Raw genomic sequence first — 18938 nt, 5'->3', positions numbered from 1 at the left:
TGCGCAGTACGCCTAGCCCCGCGCCGGAACCAGACATTCCGGTGCTGGTACGAGGGTCCCCGACCCCTCGACGCTCCTCCGAAAACAGGCCTGCCCACCCGAACGGGTGAGTGGTGAGTAAGCCCACAAACCCCCGTTTCCGTTCGGCTTTTCCGACATTCGTGCTGCAAGATCCCTTCCGACGACAAGCCCCCGCCGCAGCGGCGGGGCGGTCCGGGCGGACGCCGAGTCCTGCCGCCGCCCGGATGACGGGTCGACAGGAAGTGGATCGGCAGGAGTGGAGGACCCAAGCACGACGGGCCGCCGGAGAGTTCCGAGTGGTCCTTGGGGTGAAGCCGCACACCGCGGCCGGGCAACTTCGCCAGCCCGAATCCGACAGGTCATCCTTCACAGGCGGCTGACGAAGGGTTGCGCATGTCTGCGCTCAATCGTGTCCCGTCGCTGTTGACCAGGGCAGGTACCGCCTCAGCTCTCACCGTCGCCGTTGTAGGCGGCAGCGTTGTGGCCCCCGGTATCGCATCTGACGCCGAAGCAATCACCCCAGCGAAAAAGGCACTTCAGGTAGCGGCCTCCAAGAAGGGCGCCCCGTACAAGTGGGGAGCCGAGGGGCCCAGGCGCTTCGACTGCTCCGGCCTCACCCTCTACGCGTTCAAGAAGGCGGGGAAGAAGCTGCCCCGCACGGCCGCGCAGCAGTACAACAAGACGCGCCACATCTCGGCTTCGAACCGTAAGCAGGGAGACCTCGTGTTCTTCCACTCGGGCCGGAACGTGTACCACGTCGGCGTCTACGCCGGTAAGGGCCGGATCTGGCACGCCCCGAAGACCGGGGAAGTGGTGAAGCTGCAGAAGATCTGGACGAAGAGCGTCTGGTACGGCCGGGTCAGGTGACGCGCGTGGGGGTGGCGGCGTTTCCCGCCGCCACCCCCACGGGGCGGTATTCGGGCGGCTGACGGGTTACTTATTCATCCATGGCCCATCAACCGCCCAGCGAGCGAGATCCCGACGAGCGACGTCCTGGCGACGAGCTTCCGCCCGCCGTACGCCCCACAGAGCGGCGCGAGACTCCGCTCGAGCGCGCCGACCGCAACTTCATCGAGCTGCTCCAGGAGTTGAGGGTCACCCAGACGGGTGTACAGATCCTCTTCGCGTTCCTGCTGAGCCTGGCGTTCACGCCGCGCTTCCCGGATCTCGACTCGGTGCAGCGCGGCATGTACATCACGACCCTGCTGCTCGCCGTGCTGGCCTCCGTGCTCCTCACGGCACCGGCCGCCCTGCACCGCCGGCTGTTCCAGCAGGGCGCCAAGCCGCAGATCGTGGCGGTCTCCTCGCATCTCGCCCAGATCGGGATGGGCGTACTGGCCTTCGCGCTCACCGGCTCGGTCCTGCTGGTCGTGGACGTGACGGCGGGCCGCATTGAAGGGATCCTGGCCGGCGCGGCCACCATCGTGATCTGCCTCGGCCTGTGGGGACTCGTACCGCTCCTGATGAAACGCGCCGGTAGCAGGAACCCGGACGATTCCTGAGCCCTGCTCGCGAGGCTCAGGCCAGCACCGCTTCGAGAACCAGCCCCAGTCCCAGCACCGTGAGGGCCGTTCCGGTGACGGCCTCGATGGCCCGCGCCGTACGCGGCCTGCGCAGCCACCGGCCGAGCCGGTCCACGAGCAGCGCCACCACCGGGAACCACACCAGGGCGAGCGCGACCACGATCAGCGCGAGGATCAGCGTCCGGGGCATCGCGGGACTTCCCGCCGGTACGAACTGCGGCAGCAGACTGAGGAAGGTGAGCGTCGCCTTCGGGTTGAGCGCGTTGGTGACGAATCCCTGCCGCAGGGCTCCGGCCCCGGACACGACCGGCGCATCCTCGGCCCCCGGCGCACGCCTCTCGCGCACCCACTGCAGCGTCCGTACGCCGAGATAGAGGACGTAGGCACCGCCCAGCAGTTGGAGCGCGCGGAACAGCGGGGGCACGGCGGTCAGCACCGCGGCCACCCCGGCGACGGCGAGCGCCGTGTGGACCAGCAACGCCGCCGCGATCCCGAGCGCGCAGGCGATACCGGCCCGGCGGGAGACCAGGGCGTTGCGGACCACGACGGTGAAGTCGGCGCCGGGCATGGCGACCAGACCTGCGGCGATCCCGGTGAAGGCGATGAGTTGTCCGTCCATGAGCACCACAGTGCCCGCTCCAAGCCTTCAGCAGGTATGTGCAATATCCTGGGTGGGCCTTAAGCAGTTCTTTAGCTCGCCATTCAGCCGGGAGCCTCGTATGTACGACCCGACGCGGCTCGCGGCGCTGGTGGCCGTCGCGGAGGCCGGTTCAATCACCCGGGCCGCCGAGCGCCTCGGCTACACGACGCCCGCGCTCTCCCAGCAACTGGCCAAGCTGGAGCGGGAGGCGGGCACGGCGCTTCTCGTACGTCACCACCGCGGCGCCCGCTTGACCGGCGCGGGCGAACTCCTCGCGGCCCGGGCGCGCCGGGTGCTGGACGAGATGGACCGGGCGCGGCATGAACTGGCGCGCGTGACCGGGCTGTCCGGCGGCACCCTGCGGCTCGGCACCTTCCAGACGGCCGGGATCCACCTGCTGCCGCCGGTGCTGAGCGCGTTCCGCAGGGCCTATCCCGATGTGGAGCTGACCGTGGCGGACTACGAGCCGCAGGCCGGTATCGCCGCGGTGGCCGCGGGCGAGGTGGATCTGGCGCTGACGCACGCCTACCAGCCCGCGGAGCCGGTGCCGCTGCCCGCCGCCGTGTCCGCGGAGCCGGTCCTGGTCGAGGAGTTGGTGCTGGTGACCGCTCCCGGGCACGCCTTGACGAGCGGCTCGTCCCGGCTGCCACTGACCGAGCTGGCCGGCCAGCAGTTGATCAGCATGGCCCCGGACCACCCGGCCCGGCAGGGCGTGGAGGCCGTGCTCGCCCGGGCGCGCACCGCCTCTTCGGTCCTCGTGGCGACTCCCGGCTACGCCCTGGTCTGCGCCCTCGTCAGCGCCGGCCTCGGCATCGCGGTGGTACCGGAGATGGTCGCCAGAACCGCCGCCACCCCGGTGAGCATGCGCCTCCTGGAACCGGGAGACCTACGCAGGACGATCTCTGTGGCCTACCGCACCGACGAGCAGGCCCCCGCGGCCGACGCTTTCCGCGCGCTGCTGCGCGGCGCCTTCGGCCGCGCGTCCCAGCCGAGTTGACGGCCGCGATCACCAACGACTCCCCGAGCCCTTCAATCGGCAGGGACCGGCTGAACCGGAGTCGTCCACGGCAGCATGATCGACACCGTTTTGCCGCCCTCACGGGTGGGCCGGACCGTCACCTTGCCCCCGCACTCGGCGGTGAGGAAGCGGATGATGACCAGGCCTCTGCCGTTGTCCTGCTGGACGGCTGCCGGGAGTCTCTTCGGGAAGCGTGGATGGCTGTCCGTCACGCCGATGCGCAGCTGCTCGTCACGGTCGAGCTCGAGGTCCACCGTGAAGGTCGGTGACTGACCGAAGGTGTGCTGCACGGCGTTGGTGGCGAGTTCGGAGACGATGAGACGGACGGTGTCGGCGGCTTCCGTGTCCGACGGAAGGCCCCATTCGGCAAGGACGTTGACGACGTAGGTACGAGCGGTGGAGACCGAGGCGGGATCGCTCGGCAGAGTGACGGAGGCTTCCAGGTGGTCTGCCATGGCGAGGTCGTCCCTTTCCCACGGGACCGGAGTCCGACACGGAGCGGCGGTTCGAGTACGGTCCCGGACTGGTGCTGCGCGCCAGACTGCCACTAGCGGGCCGGTCTCGGTGCCGATCCCCCAAGATATGCATATATCTGTCCCTCGAAGCGGTGAACTCTCCGACGACCGACCGTATTTGGGTGGCGCTCAGGGTGGTCATTCGGACGGGTGACCGGGTCGTCTTCTCCCGTCGTCATGGCGCCCGACGCTATAGCGTCGGCGCGACGGTCGGAAGGAGACGGCCATGCAACACGGTCCCGCGGTACGCCGCCGAAAGCTCGGCGCCCAACTGCGCGCCCTGCGCACCCGCGCGGGTCTCACGAGCGGCGAGGCCGCCCGGCGTGTCGGCTGGCACCAGTCGAAGGTGAGCAGGATCGAGACCGGCCACAGCGGGGTCAAAGCCGCGGACCTACGGCGACTCCTCGACGCGTACGACGTCCGCGACCCGAAGCTTCTCGAGTTCCTCGTCGTACTCGCGGGCGCCGAGGGCGACGACCGGCACCGCTGGTGGAACGCCTACCGAGGTCTGCTGCCGCCCACGTACCGCGACTTCATCAGCCTGGAGTCGCAGGCCAGCGCGATGCGCACCCTGGAGAACTCCGTGGTCCCCGGGCTCTTGCAGACACCGGAGTACGCCCGCGAGGTGACGCGGGCCGCCCTGGACGGGCTGCCGGACGGCAAGGTCGACGCGCTGGTGGAAGTGCGTCTCGCCCGCCAGGAGGTGCTGCGCTCGGACACGCCGCTGCGACTGAGTGCGGTCCTGGACGAGGGAGTGCTGCGGCGCTCGGTCGGCGGACCGGGCGTGATGGCACGGCAGTTGAGGCTTCTACGGGACGCCGCCCAGCTGCCTCACGTGCGGATTCAGGTGTTGCCGTTCGGAGTTGGGGCCCATGTCGGGGTGACCGGGCCTTTCGTTATCTTTTCATTTTCGACTACTTCTGATCTGGATGTGGTTGTTCTCGACCACTTGACGAGTAGCCTCTATCTCGAAAGGGAAGAGGACCTTCAGGCCTATACCGAGGCCTTCAACTCCCTTCAGATCCACGCCCTTTCGCCCGAGGACTCGTTGGATTTCATCGCCGGTCTGGCTGACGGCGAGTAAGGAGGCACCATGTCCACCACCCTGCCTCGGTCCGTACCTACCAGTACTCAACTGCACGGTGTGCGGTGGCGGCGCAGCAGCCGCAGCACGGGAATGAACAACTGCGTCGAGACGGCCCGTCCGGCCTCCGGCCCATGGGCCGGCCTTCTCGCGGTGCGCGACTCGAAGAACACGTCGGGTCCCGCCCTGCTCTTCGCCCCCTCGGCCTGGGAGGGCTTTATCGACGCGCTGCGCTGATCACCCGTACGGCATGGTCGAGTTGCCCGTCGGTGAGGTCCGCGCGGGCGGTGAGCCGCAGCCGTGAGATGCCGTCCGGCACCGACGGGGGACGGAAGCAGCCGACGGCCAGTCCCGCCTCGCGGCAGTCCGCCGCCCAGCGCACGGCCTGCTCCGGCGAGGACGCGCGCACGGAGACGACGGCGGCGTCCGGCCGTACGGCTTCCAGGCCTTCGGCGGTCAGGCGGGAGTGCAGTGTCGTGGCCACGGCACGCACGCGTGCCGCTCGTTCCGGTTCCCGGCGCAGCAGGCGCAGGGCCGCGAGGGCGGCGCCCGCGGCGGCCGGGGCCAGGCCCGTGTCGAAGATGAAGGTGCGGGCCGCGTTGACCAGATGGTCGATCACGTGGGCCGGGGCGAGGACGGCGCCGCCCTGGCTGCCGAACGACTTCGACAGCGTGACGGTGGTGACGACGTCGGCCGCGCCCGCGAGCCCGGCCGCGTACGGTGCACCCCGGCCGCCCTCCCCGAGCACGCCGAGCCCGTGCGCGTCGTCGACGACCAGACCGGCGCCGAACTCCCGGCAGGCACCGGCGAGTTCGGCGAGCGGGGCCGCGTCGCCGTCCACAGAGAAAACCGTGTCGGACACGACGACGGCGGGTCCGGCGTGTGTGCCCAGCACCTTGCGCACGGCCTCGGGGTCGGCGTGCGCGACGACCTGCGTGGTGCCGCGTGCGAGACGGCAACCGTCGATCAGCGAGGCATGGTTGCCCGCGTCCGACACGACGAGCGAGCCGTGCGGCGCCAGCGTGGTGACGGCGGCGAGGTTGGCGGCGTAACCCGAGGAGAAGACGAGCGCGGACTCGAAGCCGCAGAACTCGGCCAGCTCACGCTCCAGTTCGGCATGCAGCTCCATGGAGCCCGTGACGAGCCGGGACCCGGTGGCGCCGCCGCCCCATACCTTCGCCGCGCGGGCGGCGGCCTCGGTGATCTCGGGGTGCCGGGCCAGGCCCAGATAGTCGTTGCTCGCGAGATCGAGCAGCGGGGAGTCGGCGGGGCGTGGGCGCAGGGTGCGGACGAGTCCGGCCCGGCGCCGCGTACGCGCCTGTTCGTCGATCCACGCGAACGGCGATCCGGCCATGTGTCCTCCGGGCCTTGGGGGTTGTGCATGAGGGTGCCCCTGCGGGCAGTGCTCCGCAGGGGGTTTTGTAGGCAGTGCACAGACCCTAGCCGCCCGGCCCGCTGCCCATGATGTGGAAAAAACCACACCTCGAACGGGCTGTCTTGTACGAACTCTCCTTGGCCCCGCCCACTCGCATAGGCCAGGATCTGACCCCATGGACCTGCTGAACACGCTGGTGGACAAGGGGCTTCGGCGCGAGCTGCCGACCCGCGACGAGGCGCTGGCCGTGCTGGCCACCTCCGACGACGAACTCCTCGATGTGGTGGCCGCGGCCGGAAAGGTACGGCGGCAGTGGTTCGGCCGACGGGTGAAACTCAACTATCTGGTCAACCTGAAGTCGGGCCTGTGCCCGGAGGACTGCTCGTACTGCTCCCAACGCCTCGGCTCCAAGGCGGAGATCCTCAAGTACACCTGGCTCAAGCCCGATCAGGCCTCCGAGGCGGCGGCGGCCGGTCTCGCGGGCGGCGCCAAGCGGGTCTGCCTGGTGGCGAGCGGGCGCGGACCGACGGACCGTGACGTCGACCGGGTCTCGGACACCATCAAGGCGATCAAGGACCAGAACGAGGGGGTCGAGGTCTGCGCCTGCCTCGGCCTCCTCTCCGACGGCCAGGCCGAGCGGCTGCGCGCGGCGGGTGCGGACGCCTACAACCACAACCTCAACACGTCCGAGAGTACGTATGGGGACATCACGACCACCCATACGTATGCCGACCGTGTGGACACGGTCGAGAAGGCGCACGCGGCAGGCCTGTCCGCCTGCTCCGGCCTGATCGCCGGCATGGGCGAGAGCGACGAGGACCTGGTCGACGTCGTCTACGCACTGCGCGAGCTGGACCCGGACTCGGTCCCCGTGAACTTCCTGATCCCCTTCGAGGGCACCCCGCTCGCCAAGGAGTGGAACCTCACCCCGCAGCGCTGTCTGCGCATCCTCGCGATGGTCCGCTTCGTCTGCCCGGACGTAGAGGTACGCATTGCGGGCGGCCGTGAAGTCCATCTCCGTACGATGCAGCCGCTCGCCCTCCACCTCGCCAACTCGATCTTCCTCGGCGACTACCTCACCAGCGAGGGCCAGGCCGGCAAGGCGGACCTGGAGATGATCGCGGATGCCGGGTTCGAGGTGGAGGGCACGGACGAGGTGACGCTGCCGGAGCATCGGGTGCCGGGCGGATGTGGCTCGGGGAGCGTCTGCGGTTCCGGCGATGCGGAGGCGATCCCCGAGGCTCGTACGGATCTGGTCGCGGTACGCCGCCGGGGTGCCGGAACGGATCTCGCGCCCAATGCCTGACCTGCCTGTGAGCGAGCTGCTCGATCTCGACAGGCGGCACGTATGGCATCCGTACGGGCCGATGCCCGGCCGGCAGGAACCGCTCGTCGTGGAGTCGGCGAGCGGGGTGCGACTGACGATCGCCGGTCAGCCGGACGAGCTGGTGGACGGCATGTCGTCCTGGTGGTCGGCCATCCACGGCTACAACCACCCCGTGCTCAACGACGCGGTGCGCGAGCAGCTCGGGCGGATGAGCCATGTCATGTTCGGCGGGCTCACACACGAGCCCGCCGTACGGCTCGCGAAGCGCCTTGTCGACATGTCGCCGGATGGACTTGAGCATGTCTTCCTCGCCGACTCCGGCTCGGTGTCGGTCGAGGTGGCGGTCAAGATGTGCCTGCAGTACTGGCGTTCGCTCGGCCGCCCGGCCAAGCAGCGCCTGCTGACCTGGCGCGGCGGCTATCACGGCGACACCTGGCAGCCGATGTCGGTGTGCGATCCCGAGGGCGGGATGCACGAGCTGTGGCAGGGCGTGCTGCCCCGGCAGGTGTTCGCGGATCCGCCTCCGGTCGCGTACGAGGAGTCGTACGCCGATCATCTCCACTCGCTGATCGAGCGCCACGCCGATGAACTGGCCGCGGTGATCGTGGAGCCGGTGGTGCAGGGCGCGGGCGGGATGCGGTTCCACTCCCCCGGCTATCTGCGGGTGCTGCGCGAGGCCTGCGACGCGTACGGCGTGCTGCTCGTGTTCGACGAGATCGCGACCGGGTTCGGGCGTACGGGGGCGCTGTTCGCGGCCGACCATGCGGGCGTGACGCCGGATGTGATGTGCCTGGGCAAGGCGCTGACCGGCGGCTATATGACGATGGCGGCGACGCTGTGTACGTCGCGGGTCGCCGAGGGGATCTCGCGGGGCGAGGTCCCGGTGCTCGCCCACGGCCCGACCTTCATGGGCAATCCGCTCGCCGCCGCGGTGGCCTCAGCCTCCATCGATCTGCTCCTCGGCCAGGACTGGCGGACGGAGATCAAGCGCATCGAGACAGGCCTGCGGGAGGGCCTGGCACCGGCTTCAGAGCTTCCGGGGGTACGGGACGTACGCGTCCTCGGTGCCATCGGTGTCGTGCAGTTGGATCACGATGTCGACATGGCGGCGGCGACGCGGGCGGCGGTGCGGGAGGGCGTGTGGCTGCGGCCGTTCCGCGACCTCGTCTACACGATGCCGCCGTACGTGACGGGCGACGCGGACGTGGCGCGGATCGCGCGCGCGGTGTGCGCGGCGGCGCGGGAAGGGTGAGCGTGAGCAGGGAGATGCGTGGGGAGGTGCCATGCCGGTACTGGTGATCACGGGGACGGGCACGGAGGTCGGCAAGACGGTCACGACGGCGGCCGTCGCCTCGGCCGCCGTCGCCGCCGGGCGGTCCGTGGCGGTGCTCAAGCCGGCGCAGACGGGCGTACGACCCGACGAGCGCGCCGACGCCGACGAGGTGGCCCGGCTCGCGGGCCCGGTGACCACCCTCGAACTCGCCCGTTATCCCGAGCCGTTGGCGCCCGCGACGGCTGCCCGGAGGGCCGGTCTGGCGCCGGTGCGGGCATCCGAAGTGGCGGAGGCGGCGGGCAAGCTGGCCGCCGAGCACGAGGTCGTGCTGGTCGAGGGGGCGGGCGGGCTGCTCGTACGGTTCGACGACGAGGGCGGCACGCTGGCGGACGCGGCCCGCCTGCTGGACGCCTCTGTGCTGGTGGTGGCCTCCGCCGGCCTCGGCACCCTCAACACGACGGAGCTGACCGCCCGCGAGCTGCGCGCCCGGCAGCTGGACTTGCTGGGTGTCGTGGTGGGCAGCTGGCCGAGCGAGCCGGACCTCGCGTCGCGTTGCAACCTCGCGGATCTGCCGGTGGTGGCGGGGGCGCCGCTGCTGGGGGCGGTTCCGGAGGGCGTGGGGCGGCTGCGGCCTGCGGACTTCCGTGCTGCTGCGCCGAGTTGGCTGGCCCGGCCGCTGGGCGGGACGTGGGATGCGGAGGAGTTCGCTGCGGGGCAGGGGGCGGGGTAGGCACAAGCGGGTCGGCACAGCGGGAGCCGGGGCAGCCGACGGGTGGGTGAGCGGGCGGATGCGGGGGGACAATCGCCGTAGCGCAAGTCGCCCAGGGGAGGTCTCCATGCGACCACGCCGTTCCCGGACCGGCAAGGCCGGCCGGATGGCCCCGGCTCCCGTGCACCACCCGGTGTTCGCCCGCTTCTACGCCAAGATCAGCGTCGCCTCCGAGCCCGCCATCGGCCCACACCGCGACGAACTGCTCGCCGGGCTCTCCGGCCGGGTCATCGAGATCGGCGCCGGCAACGGACTGAACTTCGCCCACTATCCGAGCACCGTCTCGGAGGTCGTCGCGATCGAACCCGAGCGCAGGCTGCGGCAGTTGGCGGTGACCGCCGCCCTGCGCTCCGAGGTGCCCGTCGACGTGGTGCCGGGCGTCGCGGAGGGGCTGCCGGTCAAGAGCGAGGCGTTCGACGCGGCGGTGCTGTCGCTGGTGCTGTGCAGCGTACGGGACGTGCCGCGGGCCCTGGCCGAGGTCCGCCGCGTCCTGCGGCCGGGCGGTGAGCTGCGGTTCTTCGAGCACGGCAAGGGTGGGGGCGCGGTGATGGGGGTTACCCAGCGCGCCCTGGACCAGACCGTGTGGCCGCTGCTGTTCGGCGGCTGCCACGTTGGCCGGGACGTGCTGGGCTCGCTGCGCGACGCCGGGTACGAACTGGGGCCGTATCGGCGGGTGTTGGTGCCGGAGAAGGGGGTGCGGATGCCGACGTCTTACTGCGTGCTCGGCACGGCGCGCTCCGCTGGGTGAAGCAGGGGGCGACTAAGCACCGAGGGCTGCAGGTTCTTTGTCGACTGCGGCGCCGTCGTGGCTTGTCGCGCAGTTCCCCGCGCCCCCTGAAAGGACGGCCTGCGGCCGCCTTTCAGGGGGCGCGGTGCCGCACCGGAAATCGGCACGTCCGCCAGGGGACGTGTCAGGCCCGGGATACCTCAAGGTTCCAGGCTCCACCTGCGCAGTTCCTGCGTGATGTCCTGCACCGTCGCCTCGCCCGTCTTGACCAGGCGGGCCAAGTCGCGGACCTGCTCTGGTGACGTGACTACCTTCAGGCCGCTGGCGACCAGATAGGCGTATGCGACCGCCGTGGCGAACATCGCGTTGGAGCGTTCCAGCGCTGGGACGTGGAGCAGGAGTTGGAGCAGTGCTGCGGCTCGGGCGTGTGGGGTGTCGTAGACGGGGACGCCGAAGATCTCCGCCTCGTGCCGGCTGACCGCGGCGACGAGGGCTCCCCAGTCGGTGACCTGGGGATCTCCGGGGGTCTTCTGTTCGGCGACCATGAGTAGCCAGGCGAGGTCGACGTGGACGTTCAAGGGTTCAGCGACGGCCTTCTCGCTCCGGGCCGAACTCCTCGGCGAACACGGACTCGTACTGCTTCATGAAGTCGGCGGCGGCCTCCACGAAGGTGTGGCCCACTTCCCCGGTGTCCTGTCTGACCAGCTCTTCGATATAGCGGTTGACGCTCATGCCGCGGGCCAGGGCTCGCTCGCGCGCGGCCCGGGCGGTGCCCTCGTCCACGCGCACGTTCAGTTGGGTCTTCGCCATACTTTGAAGCTAGCGCCTGGGCGCTAGCAGGGGCAAGGGGGCACCCATAGGGAATCCAGTAAGGGTGCCCCTTACATCAAACTCAGGGGCACCGACCTGCGCAGGAGAGGGGCTCGGACTTCGGGTGGATACCGAGTGTGCGCGGGATCACACTAAGCTCGCCCGCGGACACCGAACCCACCTAGGAGGCGGCCTTGTCCACTGCAGCTGCGGAGCACGCCCTCGGGCGCACGGACGCCGAGGAGATCGCGGCCCGCGCCCGTGGTCTCACCAAGGCATACGGCACGGGCGAGACGACCGTGCTCGCCCTCGACTCAGTCGACGTCGATATCGCGCGCGGTCGTTTCACGGCGGTCATGGGTCCGTCGGGCTCGGGGAAATCCACGCTGATGCACTGTCTGGCGGGGCTCGACTCCGTGTCGGCCGGACAGGTCTGGCTGGGCGACACCGAGATCACCGGGCTGCGGGAGCGCGAGCTGACGCGGCTGCGCCGGGACCGGATCGGCTTCATGTTCCAGTCGTTCAACCTGATCCCGACGCTGAACGCGATCGAGAACATCACGCTGCCCATGGATATCGCGGGCAAGAAGCCCGACGAGAAGTGGCTGAACCAGGTCATCGACACGCTTGGTCTGCGCGACCGGCTCAAGCATCGGCCCGCGCAGCTGTCCGGCGGGCAGCAGCAGCGCGTCGCCTGCGCCCGCGCGCTGGCCTCACGCCCCGAGCTGATCTTCGCCGACGAGCCGACGGGCAACCTCGACTCACGGGCCGGACTCGAAGTCCTCGGCTTTCTGCGGGAGGCCGTCGATGAGCTGGGCCAGACCGTCGTCATGGTCACGCACGATCCGGGCGCGGCGGCCCACTCCGACCTGGTGCTCTTCCTCGGGGACGGCCGGATCGTGGACCAGATGGCGCGGCCCTCGGCGGAGGCTGTGCTGGAACGCATGAAGCGCTTCGACACCATCCGCGGCCCGTTCGAGGACGGCGCCGCCCCCGATCAGGGCGTCGCACCCGGCCAGGGCAGCGCACCCGATCACGGCGTCGCCCTCGGCAAGGGCACCACTAGCGACCAGGGCACCGCTTCCGACCAGGGCATCGCCCGCGACCAGGACTGAGGCAGGCCGTCGTGCTGAAGGCGACACTGAGGAGTTTCCTCGCGCACAAGGGGCGGCTGCTGCTCTCGGCGCTGGCCGTCCTGCTGTCCGTGGCGTTCGTCGCGGGCAGCCTGATCTTCTCGGACACGGTCACCCGTACCTTCGACCGGCTCTTCGCGTCCACGTCGGCCGACGTGACCGTGCTGCCGCGCGAGGATCTGGACTCGCAGTTGCCCTCCGGGGCCGTCCAGACCGTGGACGCGAGCATCCAGGACCGTATCGCCCGGCTCGACGGCGTCGCCGACACGCATCTGGACGTCTCCGTCGAGGGCGTCACCGTCGTCAACAGCAAGAACGAGTCCGTGGGCCCGACCACCGGCGCGCCCACCATCGCCGCCGGTTGGTACATCACCGATCGCAGCCCCGTGGAACTGACCTCCGGCCATGAGCCGCGCGGGCCCGGCGAGGCGCTGATCGACGCGGACACGGCCGACAACAAGGACGTAGGCATCGGTGACACGCTCACCGTGATCGCACAGCCGGGTTCGTTCAAGGTGAAGATCGTCGGCATCGCGACCTTCACCACCACCAACCCGGGTGCGGCCCTCGTCTTCCTCGACATTCCGACCGCGCAGACCAAGCTGCTGGGCAAGGAGGGCCTCGCCACCAGCATCGCGGTGACCGCGGAGGAGGGCGTGAGCGACGCCGCTCTCAAGCAGCGCGTATCTCGCGAGGTCGGCACCGAGACCTATGAGGTGGAGACCGCCGACGAGCAGGCAGAGTCCGCCGCCGCCGAACTGGGCGGCTTCCTCGACGTGATCAAGTACGTGATGCTCGGCTTCGCCGGAATCGCGGTACTGGTCGGCGTGTTCCTGATCGTCAACACCTTCTCCATGCTGATCGCCCAACGCACCCGCGAACTGGGCCTGTTGCGCGCCCTCGGCGCCGACCGGCGGCAGGTGCGCCGGTCCGTGCTCCTGGAGGCGACCCTGCTGGGCCTGGTGGGCTCAACGCTGGGCCTGGCCACCGGGATCGGGCTCGCGTTCGGGCTGATCGAGCTCATGAGCCTGCTCGGCATGAACCTGAAGTCCACCGAGATGGTCATCGGCTGGGCGACCCCCGTCTCGGCGTACGCGGTCGGCGTCGGCGTCACCTTCGTCGCCGCGTATCTTCCGGCGCGACGGGCCGCCGGAGTGTCGCCGATGGCCGCGCTCGCGGACGCCGAAATCGCCGGTGTGGGGCGGCCGTTGCGGGTACGGGCCATCGTGGGGACGGTCGTCGGAGCGCTCGGCTCCGCCGCGCTCGTCGGGTGCGTGACCGCGACGGAGACGGGATCCGCCGCTTCCCTGCTGGGACTCGGCGTCGTCCTGACCCTCATCGCGACCGTGATCGCCGGGCCGCTGCTCGTACGGCCCGTGATCCGCGTCCTCGGCGGAGCGTTCCCGGCCGTGTTCGGCTCGATCGGGCGGATGAGCCAGCGCAACGCGCTGCGCAATCCGCGTCGTACGGGTGCCACCGCGGCGGCGCTGATGGTCGGCCTCGCCCTGGTCGGCGGGATGTCCGTGGCCAGCGAGTCCATGACCAAGTCCTTCGACCAGCAGATCGACGAGACGCTCGGCGCCGACTTCGTGGTGCAGAACAGCAACTTCCAGCCGTTCCCGCAGGAGATCACCGAGAAGGTCGACGCTACGGACGGCGTCGGAATCGTCGTACGCCAGCGGTTCGCAGCCATCGCGGCACGGCTGCCCGACGGCGACCGCGTCGAGACGGGCGCAGCAGGCTACGGCGACCAGCTCGACGAGGTCGCCAACATCACGTACGCGCAAGGCGACACGGCGGCGGCGCTGGCCCCCGGAAACATGGCCATGGACGTCGACTACGCCAAGGACCACGACGTACGCATCGGCAGTGTCATTCCCGTCGAGTTCCAGGGCGGCCGGCAGACCGAACTGCGGGTGGCCGCGCTCACCGACCAGGAGGGCGGCGAGGGCTTCGGCGCGCAGGGAGCGATGTACTTCGGCTTGAAGACACTTGAGGAGCACGTGCCGGGCGGTCAGGACTCGACGCTGTACGTGAACGCCGCCTCGGGCACCTCCGTCGACACGCTGCGCGAGCGCCTGGATCAGACGCTCGACCCGTATCCGCAGGTGGAGGTGCGCGACCAGGCCGACTACAAGGAGCTGATCCGCGGCCAGATCGCCGTACTGCTCTATCTCGTCTACGCCCTGCTGGGCCTGGCGATCATCATCGCGGTGCTCGGTGTGGTCAACACCCTTGCCCTGTCGGTCGTGGAGCGCACCCGCGAGATCGGGCTGCTGCGTGCGATCGGCCTCGCCCGGCGGCAGTTGCGGCGGATGATCCGGCTGGAGTCGGTGGTGATCGCCGTGTTCGGCGCGGTGCTCGGGCTGGCGCTGGGGCTTGTGTGGGGCGTGTGCGTGCAGCAGGTTCTGGCGTTGCAGGGCATGACGGCGCTGGCGATCCCATGGGGCACCATCGTCGCGGTCGTGGTGGGTTCGGCGGTCGTGGGCATCGTGGCGGCGCTGCTGCCCGCCTTGCGTGCCTCACGGATGAACGTTCTGGCGGCCATCGCGCACGAGTGATGTACTCGGCTGAGGTACTCAAGTCCCTTGAGGGTGAGGAGAGTTCATGCCGCGTCCGTTCCGGTTCGGTGTCAACCTGATGCAGCCCGCGACCGCCGAGGAGTGGCGCGCGAAGTGCCGGCGGGCCGAGGAGCTCGGGTACGACGTGATTCTGGTCCCCGACCACCTCGGTATGCCCGCACCATTCCCGTCCCTGGTCGCGGCGGCGGAGGCGACCGAGCGGCCGCGGCTCGGGACCTTCGTGCTCAACGCCGGTTTCTGGAATCCGGCGCTGCTGGCCCGCGAGGTCGCCACCACGGACGCGCTGACGGGCGGCCGTCTCGAACTCGGCCTGGGCACCGGCTATGTGGCGGCCGAGCACGAGAGCGCGGGCATTCCGTGGGGATCGCCGCGTGAACGGGTGGACCATCTGGCGCGTACGGTCGAGGAGTTGGACCGGCTGCTCGGCTCTGAGGAGCACCAGCCGCAGGCGATGCAGAAACCCCGTGTGCCGCTGCTGATCGGCGGCAACGGCGACCGGATGCTGAAGCTCGCCGCCGAGCACGCTGACGTCGCGGCGTTCACAGGCGCCCGGTCGATGCCGGACGGCATGCTCGAGGCGATCACGGCCGAGGAACTCGGCGAACGGGTCGCTCTGTACCAGGAGTTGGCCGCCGGCCGGAAGGAACCGGCCGAGCTCAATCTGCTCATCCAGATCGTCGCCATCACAGAGGACCGGAGCGCCGCCATCCAGGAGTGGCTGCCCCACGTCCCCTACCTCACCGAGCAGCAGGTACTGGACCTGCCGATCGCGCTCCTCGGAACGCTGGACGAGATCGTCGACCAGGTGCGTGCCCAGCGCGAGCGGTACGGGTTCTCGTATCTGACGGTGCTGGAGCCGAACATGGAGGCGTTCGGGCCGGTGATCGAGGCGTTGCGCGGCGAGTGAGTGAGTGAGTGAGCGTGCTCGTTCATGAACCGGTTGGTGCTGCTCGGCGCTTCAGGCTGGGCTGATTGACTGCTTCTTCCCTGCATGGGAGGCTGGTCCTACCAGTAGTACCAGATCCGGGAGTCCCATGTCACCGCAGAATCCCCCAGGCAGGCGCCGCAAGCCGGAGCTGGTCGCCGAGCAGTTGCTCGAGAAGATGCGCGGCGGCAAGCTACCGGTCGGTGAGCGGCTACCGTCGGAACGCGAGCTGGCGGGCGAGTACGGCGTGAGCCGTAACGCGGTCCGGGAGGCGCTGGCCGTTCTGCAGCTCAGCGGGCATGTCGACACCCGGCTGGGCGACGGCAGCTATGTCGCCGAGCCGGAGCGCGTCCTCCCCGAGGCGGGCGATGCCGGACTCACCGCCGCGCTGAACATCAACGAGCTGCTTCAGGCTCGGGAGGCCCTGGAGCTGGCCAGCGCGCTGATGGCGATCCGCAAGGCCACGCGGTCCGACCTGCTCAAGATGGACGCCCTGGTGGCCGAGATGGAAGAGCATCTCGAGCAGGAGGACTACGAGGCGTATCTGCGGACGACGATGGACCTGCACCGGGCGGTCGCGGCCGCGTCCCGTACACCGCTGCTGGTGAGCCTGGTGACGGAGCTGACCACCAGACACCAGAACCACGAGTGGCTGCTGCACGGCCAGTACACGCCGACGATCGGCGCCTATTCGCTCGACGTCCACAAGGCGCTCGTACAGGCGATCCGCGACAAGGACGTCGCGTCGGCGTACGAGGCTACGACGCAGCACTACCACGACTACCCGGTGCTGCAACGCTGATCAGTACGGAAGTCGCTGGACACGGACGCCTCCTCCTCAGGCCGCTCGGTGGGCGCGCTTGTCCAGGCCCCGCCGCAGGATCCCGGCCAGCAGGTCCACGTCGTCGGAGTTGTTGTACAGACCGAATGAGACTCTGATCCCGTCCCGTACAGACGACACCCTCACGTTCTCGGAGGCGAGGAACTCGGGCCAGCCGGGCGCCTGAAGAGCCAGTACGTAGATGTGCGAGCGGCGCTCACGCTCCCTCGGTCCTGCCAACGGGATGCCCAGGGCGTCCAGGTGCTCGATCAGCCGGTCGCCGAGATCCAGTACGTGCTCTTCTACGCGGCGCACACCCACCTCCTCGAAGAGGGCCAGGGCGGCGCCCAGGGCGTGGATCGCGGGCAGGTTGAAGTTGCCGATCTCGAAGCGCTGGGCGTCGGGGCGGAGTTTGACCTGCTCCGTTCCGATGACGAGGTCCTCGTCGGTGTCCGCCATGCCGGCGAGCGCCGTGTACGTGGGCGGCAGCCGCTCGGCGTCGTACGGCGTGAACAGCAGGCCGAGCCCCTGGGGTACCAGCAGGCCCTTGTGGCACCCCGCGGCGAGGGCGGTGACCCCGAGTTCCCGCGCGTCCACGTCGAGGACGCCGAGGGACTGCATGGCATCCACGACCACTTCGGCGCCGTGCCGCTTCGCGAGCCTTGCGATGGCCGCGACGTCGTTGCGCTGGCCGTTGTGGAACATGACGTGGGACAGCGCTATGGCACGGGTCCGGGCGTCCACGTACGGCGCGAAGGTGTCGGCGTCGGCCCACTTCTTGCCGGGCCCGCCGTCCTGCGGCACCAGCCGGACCTCCAGGCCTTTGGCGCGCAGGCCCAGCCATGCGTACAGGAGGTTGGGGTGGTCGCCCTCGAGCAGCAGCACATTGTCACCCGGTTCCCAACGCAGGCCGTGGGCTGCGATGTTGAGCCCCTCTGAGGTGTTCTTGGTGAAAGCGATCTCCCGGGGGTTCGCGCCCAGGAAACCGGCCAGCCGGGCCCGGACCTCCTCGACGCGGGTCAGCCAGTGCGTCTTCGGGCCTGCGGTATGCAGGGCCTGGTCGTAGAAGGCGTCGAGGCCCGCTCGGACCGTCAGGGAGAGGGGGGTCTGGTGAGCGGCGTCCAGGTAGAGGAACTGGTCCGCCGCCGGGAACCGGGAGCGCAGTTGCGCGATGTCGATGGTTCGGGTGGCACTCACTGGCGCGTTCCTTTTCCGCGCCTGCGCCGGCAAGGCACATCGACGCTCGTCGCATAACGCCCCTCGGGATCGGCTTGCATATCCGAGAGGCATTGGTTGAACCGGTAGGACCAATCTGCCCTACCATCGCCACCGAGTCAAGAGGATCTCGGCCGGAGGTCCGACGCTCAGTTTCAGCTGGTCACCGCAGCTCGCAACGCAGATGTCACAGGCCATTCCAGATCGACCCTTGACAGAACCCGCCCCCAGCCAGTCCACTGGTCCTACAGGTTGGACCAACTCACACCCGGTCGCCCCCACCGCCTGCTCTCCACAGCGAGGTAGCAGTTCATGTCTTCCTTGAAGAACCACGGCACCGAGACCATCGCCGACGCATCACCGGAGGAGGCGAGCCACCAGGCCCCGCTGCTGTCCATGCGGGGCGTCAACAAGCACTTCGGCGAGTTGCACGTCCTGGCCGACATCGATCTCGATGTCGGCGCGGGAGAGGTCGTCGTCGTGATCGGCCCCTCCGGCTCCGGCAAGTCGACGCTGTGCCGCACCATCAACCGGCTGGAGACCATCGGTTCGGGGAGCATCACACTCGACGGACGTGAACTGCCGAGCGAAGGAAAGGAGTTGGCCGCACTCCGGGCGGACGTCGGAATGGTGTTCCAGTCCTTCAACCTCTTCGCCCACAAGACGGTGCTGGAGAACGTAACGCTCGGCCCGGTGAAAGTCCGGCGAATACCCCGGGCTCGGGCCCAACAGCAGGCGCTGCGGCTGCTCGACCGGGTGGGAGTGGTCGCCCAGGCGCACAAGTACCCCGCTCAGCTCTCCGGGGGCCAGCAGCAGAGAGTGGCGATCGCCCGCGCCCTGGCCATGGACCCCAAGGTGCTGCTGTTCGACGAGCCCACCTCCGCTCTCGACCCCGAAATGGTCAACGAGGTCCTCGACGTCATGGTCTCGCTGGCCCGCGAGGGGATGACCATGGTCGTCGTCACGCACGAGATGGGGTTCGCGCGCAGTGCCGCCGATCGCGTGGTCTTCATGGCGGACGGCCGCATCGTCGAAGAGGCGCTTCCCCAAGACTTCTTCTCGGCGCCGAAGAGCGAGCGGGCCAGGGACTTCCTGTCCAAGATCCTCACGCACTGAAGTCCCGCACTCAGGTCACTCAAGTCACCCACGAAGTCGCCCTCCGCGTGGCCCACCACGTCACC

At 69.6% G+C, this 18938-nt stretch carries 20 protein-coding genes and 1 riboswitch; of the genes, 14 read left to right on the top strand and 6 right to left on the bottom strand.

What is annotated here, in order from left to right:
* Positions 1 to 260 precede the first annotated feature (260 nt).
* Positions 261 to 411: riboswitch (cyclic di-AMP (ydaO/yuaA leader) on the top strand.
* 3 nt (positions 412 to 414) lie between these two features.
* The gene (locus ACQEVY_RS40155) at positions 415 to 888 is read left to right on the top strand and encodes a C40 family peptidase (protein WP_328773142.1); all 474 of its coding nucleotides are present in this window, start codon (positions 415 to 417) and stop codon (positions 886 to 888) included.
* Positions 889 to 968: 80 nt separating this feature from the next.
* Entirely contained in the window at positions 969 to 1523 is a 555-nt protein-coding gene (locus ACQEVY_RS40150; RefSeq protein WP_432954785.1) for a DUF6328 family protein, read from the top strand.
* 16 nt (positions 1524 to 1539) lie between these two features.
* Here ACQEVY_RS40150 and ACQEVY_RS40145 read toward each other — a convergent pair whose 3' ends face one another.
* Positions 1540 to 2163 carry a LysE family translocator gene (locus ACQEVY_RS40145; RefSeq protein ID WP_432954783.1) on the bottom strand — a complete coding sequence of 208 codons (624 nt, stop codon included), beginning with the start codon at positions 2161 to 2163 and terminating at the stop codon, positions 1540 to 1542.
* Positions 2164 to 2263: 100 nt separating this feature from the next.
* Between ACQEVY_RS40145 and ACQEVY_RS40140 the strand changes: the two genes are divergently transcribed.
* The gene (locus ACQEVY_RS40140; RefSeq protein WP_432954781.1) at positions 2264 to 3181 is read left to right on the top strand and encodes a LysR family transcriptional regulator; all 918 of its coding nucleotides are present in this window, start codon (positions 2264 to 2266) and stop codon (positions 3179 to 3181) included.
* 32 nt (positions 3182 to 3213) lie between these two features.
* Here the strand turns inward: ACQEVY_RS40140 and ACQEVY_RS40135 are convergent, their stop codons facing one another.
* The gene (locus tag ACQEVY_RS40135) at positions 3214 to 3657 is read right to left on the bottom strand and encodes an ATP-binding protein (RefSeq protein WP_432954780.1); all 444 of its coding nucleotides are present in this window, start codon (positions 3655 to 3657) and stop codon (positions 3214 to 3216) included.
* A gap of 286 nt (positions 3658 to 3943) precedes the next feature.
* Between ACQEVY_RS40135 and ACQEVY_RS40130 the strand changes: the two genes are divergently transcribed.
* A complete protein-coding gene (locus tag ACQEVY_RS40130; RefSeq protein WP_432954778.1) occupies positions 3944 to 4801 on the top strand; it encodes a helix-turn-helix domain-containing protein in 858 nt (285 codons plus the stop codon).
* A gap of 9 nt (positions 4802 to 4810) precedes the next feature.
* Positions 4811 to 5038 carry a DUF397 domain-containing protein gene (locus ACQEVY_RS40125; protein ID WP_432954777.1) on the top strand — a complete coding sequence of 76 codons (228 nt, stop codon included), beginning with the start codon at positions 4811 to 4813 and terminating at the stop codon, positions 5036 to 5038.
* Here ACQEVY_RS40125 and ACQEVY_RS40120 read toward each other — a convergent pair.
* The gene (locus ACQEVY_RS40120; RefSeq protein ID WP_432954776.1) at positions 5019 to 6155 is read right to left on the bottom strand and encodes an 8-amino-7-oxononanoate synthase; all 1137 of its coding nucleotides are present in this window, start codon (positions 6153 to 6155) and stop codon (positions 5019 to 5021) included. The genes ACQEVY_RS40125 and ACQEVY_RS40120 overlap by 20 nt on opposite strands.
* A 196-nt stretch (positions 6156 to 6351) precedes the next feature.
* On the opposite strand from ACQEVY_RS40120, the gene bioB reads away from it, so the two are divergent.
* The 4 genes from bioB to ACQEVY_RS40100 all read left to right on the top strand — a co-directional run bounded on the left by bioB (position 6352) and on the right by ACQEVY_RS40100 (position 10293).
* Positions 6352 to 7482, top strand: coding sequence for a biotin synthase BioB (gene bioB / locus ACQEVY_RS40115; RefSeq protein ID WP_432954775.1), 1131 nt, complete (start codon positions 6352 to 6354; stop codon positions 7480 to 7482).
* Positions 7475 to 8755, top strand: a complete 1281-nt coding sequence (locus ACQEVY_RS40110) for an adenosylmethionine--8-amino-7-oxononanoate transaminase (protein ID WP_432954773.1) — start codon at positions 7475 to 7477, stop codon at positions 8753 to 8755. Before bioB ends, ACQEVY_RS40110 begins: the two co-directional genes overlap by 8 nt.
* 31 nt (positions 8756 to 8786) lie before the next feature.
* Entirely contained in the window at positions 8787 to 9506 is a 720-nt protein-coding gene (bioD, locus tag ACQEVY_RS40105; RefSeq protein WP_432954771.1) for a dethiobiotin synthase, read from the top strand.
* Between the two features lie 106 nt (positions 9507 to 9612).
* Positions 9613 to 10293, top strand: a complete 681-nt coding sequence (locus ACQEVY_RS40100; RefSeq protein WP_432954769.1) for a class I SAM-dependent methyltransferase — start codon at positions 9613 to 9615, stop codon at positions 10291 to 10293.
* A gap of 179 nt (positions 10294 to 10472) precedes the next feature.
* Here ACQEVY_RS40100 and ACQEVY_RS40095 read toward each other — a convergent pair whose 3' ends face one another.
* Positions 10473 to 10817 (bottom strand): fic family toxin-antitoxin system, toxin component, encoded by a 345-nt coding sequence (locus tag ACQEVY_RS40095; RefSeq protein ID WP_432955647.1) that lies wholly within the window; start codon positions 10815 to 10817, stop codon positions 10473 to 10475.
* Between the two features lie 37 nt (positions 10818 to 10854).
* Positions 10855 to 11082, bottom strand: a complete 228-nt coding sequence (locus ACQEVY_RS40090; RefSeq protein ID WP_033324966.1) for a hypothetical protein — start codon at positions 11080 to 11082, stop codon at positions 10855 to 10857.
* A 194-nt stretch (positions 11083 to 11276) separates the two neighbouring features.
* Between ACQEVY_RS40090 and ACQEVY_RS40085 the strand changes: the two genes are divergently transcribed.
* From ACQEVY_RS40085 to ACQEVY_RS40070, 4 genes are all read left to right on the top strand, one after another.
* On the top strand, positions 11277 to 12197 hold the full coding sequence (locus ACQEVY_RS40085) for an ABC transporter ATP-binding protein (protein WP_432954768.1): 921 nt from the start codon (positions 11277 to 11279) through the stop codon (positions 12195 to 12197).
* Between the two features lie 11 nt (positions 12198 to 12208).
* Positions 12209 to 14776: an ABC transporter permease gene (locus ACQEVY_RS40080; RefSeq protein WP_432954767.1), complete on the top strand. Its 2568-nt coding sequence runs from the start codon at positions 12209 to 12211 to the stop codon at positions 14774 to 14776.
* Positions 14777 to 14822: 46 nt separating this feature from the next.
* Positions 14823 to 15704: an LLM class F420-dependent oxidoreductase gene (locus tag ACQEVY_RS40075; RefSeq protein WP_432954766.1), complete on the top strand. Its 882-nt coding sequence runs from the start codon at positions 14823 to 14825 to the stop codon at positions 15702 to 15704.
* 127 nt (positions 15705 to 15831) lie between these two features.
* Positions 15832 to 16524, top strand: coding sequence for a FadR/GntR family transcriptional regulator (locus tag ACQEVY_RS40070; RefSeq protein WP_328773127.1), 693 nt, complete (start codon positions 15832 to 15834; stop codon positions 16522 to 16524).
* Positions 16525 to 16560: 36 nt separating this feature from the next.
* On the opposite strand, the gene ACQEVY_RS40065 is transcribed toward ACQEVY_RS40070, so the two are convergent.
* A complete protein-coding gene (locus ACQEVY_RS40065) occupies positions 16561 to 17739 on the bottom strand; it encodes an aminotransferase class V-fold PLP-dependent enzyme (RefSeq protein ID WP_432954765.1) in 1179 nt (392 codons plus the stop codon).
* Positions 17740 to 18153: 414 nt separating this feature from the next.
* Here ACQEVY_RS40065 and ACQEVY_RS40060 point away from each other — a divergent pair, with 414 nt between their 5' ends.
* Positions 18154 to 18873, top strand: coding sequence for an amino acid ABC transporter ATP-binding protein (locus ACQEVY_RS40060; protein ID WP_432955646.1), 720 nt, complete (start codon positions 18154 to 18156; stop codon positions 18871 to 18873).
* Positions 18874 to 18938: the final 65 nt, after the last annotated feature.

Source organism: Streptomyces sp. CA-288835, assembly GCF_050936385.1.
Taxonomy (GTDB): domain Bacteria; phylum Actinomycetota; class Actinomycetes; order Streptomycetales; family Streptomycetaceae; genus Streptomyces.
The sequence above is the reverse complement of the archived record's forward strand: the minus strand, read 5'-3'. Positions and strand labels throughout refer to the sequence as shown.